This window comes from Mordavella massiliensis, assembly GCF_016901695.1.
GTDB lineage: Bacteria > Bacillota > Clostridia > Lachnospirales > Lachnospiraceae > Claveliimonas > Claveliimonas massiliensis_A.
In genome coordinates, this window is sequence record NZ_JACJKS010000044.1 from 1 (window position 1) to 1,840 (window position 1,840).

Below are 1,840 nucleotides of genomic sequence, written 5' to 3' on the forward strand. Positions count from 1 at the left end.
ACGGATGGTATATATAAAACAAGGGTGAAAAGCTTATTTTTCAAGCCTTTCACCCGTTCTTATCATAGAAGAATCCTATTTACAGACTTTTCTTCACAGGCTCTAAAATTCCGGTAAAATTCGTTCGTGAAAATGGTGTACAAATATAGCCGATAAATCCTCAAAAACCAGTTGATCCGGATTCGATCAACAATTAAAATCCTCCCAATGACCACGGTCATTGCAAGATTATTATTTATAAGGTTACGTTATTCCCTGCTAAGATAGACTCATAGCACTCTTTTGCCTTCTCTTCTGAATCGACGAATCTAAATACAGATGCCGCTACATAATCCTGCGATATTTCAAATGTCTTCCATCTCCTGCGCAGATTTTCTGCTGTCATTCCAGTAGTATTACTTCCACCAAAAATATCAACTACAAGATCTCCTTCGTCAGTTAAAAATTTAATAAAAAATTCTGGTAAAGCCATAGGAAATCTTGCTGGATGTCCTTTAATCTTACACTTTTTGCAATAACGTAGGTACTTACTATTACTTTCACTGTTTGGAAAATAGTCCTGCACCGCCTGTAGCTTTAATTCCGGGCTGTACGTGTGGTTCTTCCTGCCTGGCAGAAAAGCGACCGCTCCTTCTGCCTGATACTGCATGACCCACTGCCGAAGTGTTTCATAAGATACACCAGCTTCTGCTGCCGCACTATTTAGACTCACCGCTCCATTCATATATTTGCGGATAATTTTAACCTTTCCTTGCAGACTTAGTTTTGACTTTTGTGACATGACAATGCTCCCTCCATGTTTGACAGTGTTTTTTCTTTTTCACTGTCTCTCATAGAGGGAGCATATCACACCGTCTATCAGGGTTATTCTCATTATCAGACATTCTTACATCAAGTTTAGATTTTGCTCTTGATTCAATTCTTCTTCCACATTTTAGGCATATTAAATCTGGCAATCTAAGCCTTTTAATCTTTGTCGACCAAATTTTATTTGATGTACTATACCTTTCAAGTTCTATAACCTCATGACCGCAAGAATTCAGTTTGTCAATCACTGCTCTTGATGCTACAGCGCCCATACTTATTTTCTGTAAAAAGCTCCAATCAGCTTTAAAATTCATTTTTCTCCTCCGAGGTTTTTCAAATTTTTATTTGTTTACTAAATAATGGCTTTTCTCGTCAACAGAGCCACCGTCTCACAGTGGCTCGATTGCTTCATCTTGATGTCAAGTGTGTAGCTAGATTCGTGATCGTTCGTGGACGTTCGCGGGAATTTATCAAAGCGTGTTTTTACCTTAAAACACACCGATTTTTACCCTTGTCCGTTCTCGGAAACAGGTCAAAGACCTTGCTCCTTCCTATAATATGCAAACCCACAGATTTGCCGACCGCTTCAAGACTTCGCTCTGAGGGAACAGGTCTGAAATCCCATCGCCTCAACATTAGAATCCTTATACATCAGGCTTTTCTCCAAATTCGAATCTTGCCTTTCCTGCTGCAATAGCTGCAGCCGCAACTTCCTCTTCCGTCTTATCAGGAACAACCCATAAGCCCTTTACGAATCTGGAATAGTACTCATCCTCTATAAGCTCCTTGGGAGCTTGAATGCGATAATTGTCAGGATACTTTTCAAACGGCCACTCCCAGACGTACTCCAGTATTCCAAAAAAATCTCCGACGCGTACAGCACATAAATTCGGCGAGCCAATAATGACTGAGTACTTTATATTCTTGATATTGTCAAGATTAGTTGACACATTTATCTCAAAGATATCACTGACTATGCTACCAGTTCCAAAGCCTCATAATACTGCCTGCGTTTTATCATGGGAGGAAGCCC

The 1,840-nt window shown here is 39.9% G+C and carries 3 protein-coding genes; all 3 read right to left on the minus strand.

What is annotated here, in order from left to right:
- Positions 1-235 precede the first annotated feature (235 nt).
- On the minus strand, positions 236-781 hold the full coding sequence (locus H6A20_RS12965) for a DNA methyltransferase (RefSeq protein WP_204907517.1): 546 nt from the start codon (positions 779-781) through the stop codon (positions 236-238).
- 49 nt (positions 782-830) lie between these two features.
- Complete coding sequence (locus tag H6A20_RS12970; RefSeq protein WP_204907518.1) at positions 831-1,121, minus strand: hypothetical protein; 291 nt, start codon at positions 1,119-1,121, stop codon at positions 831-833.
- Positions 1,122-1,451: 330 nt separating this feature from the next.
- Positions 1,452-1,757, minus strand: a complete 306-nt coding sequence (locus H6A20_RS12975; protein ID WP_204907519.1) for a hypothetical protein — start codon at positions 1,755-1,757, stop codon at positions 1,452-1,454.
- Positions 1,758-1,840: the final 83 nt, after the last annotated feature.

Bases quoted from the DNA above. Each gene is read 5' to 3' on its own strand.
- H6A20_RS12965 (WP_204907517.1), bottom strand. From the start codon at position 781: ATGTCACAAAAGTCAAAACTAAGTCTGCAAGGAAAGGTTAAAATTATC.
- H6A20_RS12970 (WP_204907518.1), bottom strand. From the start codon at position 1,121: ATGAATTTTAAAGCTGATTGGAGCTTTTTACAGAAAATAAGTATGGGC.